Source organism: Tomitella biformata AHU 1821, assembly GCF_000524475.1.
Lineage (GTDB): Bacteria > Actinomycetota > Actinomycetes > Mycobacteriales > Mycobacteriaceae > Tomitella > Tomitella biformata.
This window is the reverse complement of the sequence record NZ_BAVQ01000048.1, coordinates 1-1356: the sequence shown is the minus strand read 5'-3', so window position 1 is coordinate 1356 and position 1356 is coordinate 1. Positions and strand designations below refer to the sequence as shown.

Sequence of the window (1356 nt, the reverse complement as noted above, 5' to 3'; positions counted from 1 at the left end):
TGAACTGCCCCAGGTTCTGTGCCGCTCCTAAACGGGCTGCGGCTCAGCCTTGAGGGCAGCATAATGAACTTGCTCAAACTCCACCGGCGGGACCATCCCCAGGCTCGAATGCAGCCGCCGATTGTTGTACCAATCCACCCAGCCCGCCGTCGCGAACTCGACATCGCCGATCGTCTTGAACGGCCCCTCGTGGAACACCGAGGTGCGCATGCACTCCGTCTTGAACAGGCCGTTGATCGACTCCATCAACGCATTGTCATACGCATCCCCGACACTGCCGATCGACGGCGTAATCCCTTCTAGCGCAAGGTGATTCGTGTATCGGATCGACGTGTACTGACTTCCGGCATCCGAGTGCGCGACGACCTGTCCCGCATCGAACGGTTGGCCCTGACGTTCCCTGTCCCACAACGCAATTCGCAACGGCACCATCACCAGATCCGTCGTCATCGACGTCGCCGCGTGCCAGCCCACGATCCGTTGGGCGAAGACGTCCACGATGAACGCGACATAGGTGAACCCAGCCCACGTCCGGCAATACGTGAAGTCGGTGATCCACACCCGGTTCGGCGCAGGTGCCGTGAAATCCCGGTTCAACAGGTCGCCGGCACGTTTGCCGTTTTTGGCCGGAACGGTCGTCCGGGGCGCTTTTCCGCGGCGCACCCCCTCCAACCCCAGCGTCCGCATCGCCCGGTCGACGGCGCCGAAGCTGACGGTCGGCAACGTGGTGCGCCGCAGATGGGCGACCATCTTCCGGCGCCCGTAAAGGCCCTCCGCGGCCAGTTTGCGGGTCCCGTCGACCTGCTCAGCCCACGCGGCCGCCCGGACCGTGTCGACGGCCTCGGCGTCCGAAATGGTGCGGGCCGAGGCACCGCGGGTGAACCAGGATCGATACGTCCTCGCGGCGATCCGGCAGCCCTGCTCCCGCAGGACCCGGCAGATCGACTCGACCGCGTGGCCTTCCGCTCTCATGGAGTCGATGAACCCCATGATCAGCGGTTTCGGGGGTCGAGTTCCCCCGCGAAGAAAACCGTCGCGGCCTTCAAGATCGCGTTGTCCTCCTCGAGGCGGCGGACCTTCGCCTTGAGCGCCTTGATCTCGGCCTGTCCGTCGCTCGTGGTGCCGGGCCGGGTGCCAGCGTCGACCTCGGATTGCACGATCCAGCGGCGGACGGTCTCAACCCCGATCCGCTCGCGTTCGGCGATCACCTTTGCCAACGCGGTCGGGTTCGGATAGTCGTTGCGCTGCTCGGCGATCATTCGCATGATCCGTTCCCGGACGGCGGGCTCGATCTTCTTGGGCATGTTTGCATCCTTTCAACTCACAAGGATGCGGCACAAAACCTGGGGCAGTTCA

At 64.4% G+C, this 1356-nt stretch carries 1 protein-coding gene; it reads right to left on the bottom strand.

Features of this window, described 5'->3' with window-relative positions:
• Positions 1 to 27 precede the first annotated feature (27 nt).
• A protein-coding gene (locus tag TBIF_RS14895; protein ID WP_148302287.1) for an IS3 family transposase occupies positions 28 to 1304 on the bottom strand; the annotation gives its coding sequence in 2 pieces (ribosomal slippage) (positions 28 to 1031 and positions 1031 to 1304; 1278 coding nt in all).
• Between the last annotated feature and the right edge of the window lie 52 nt (positions 1305 to 1356).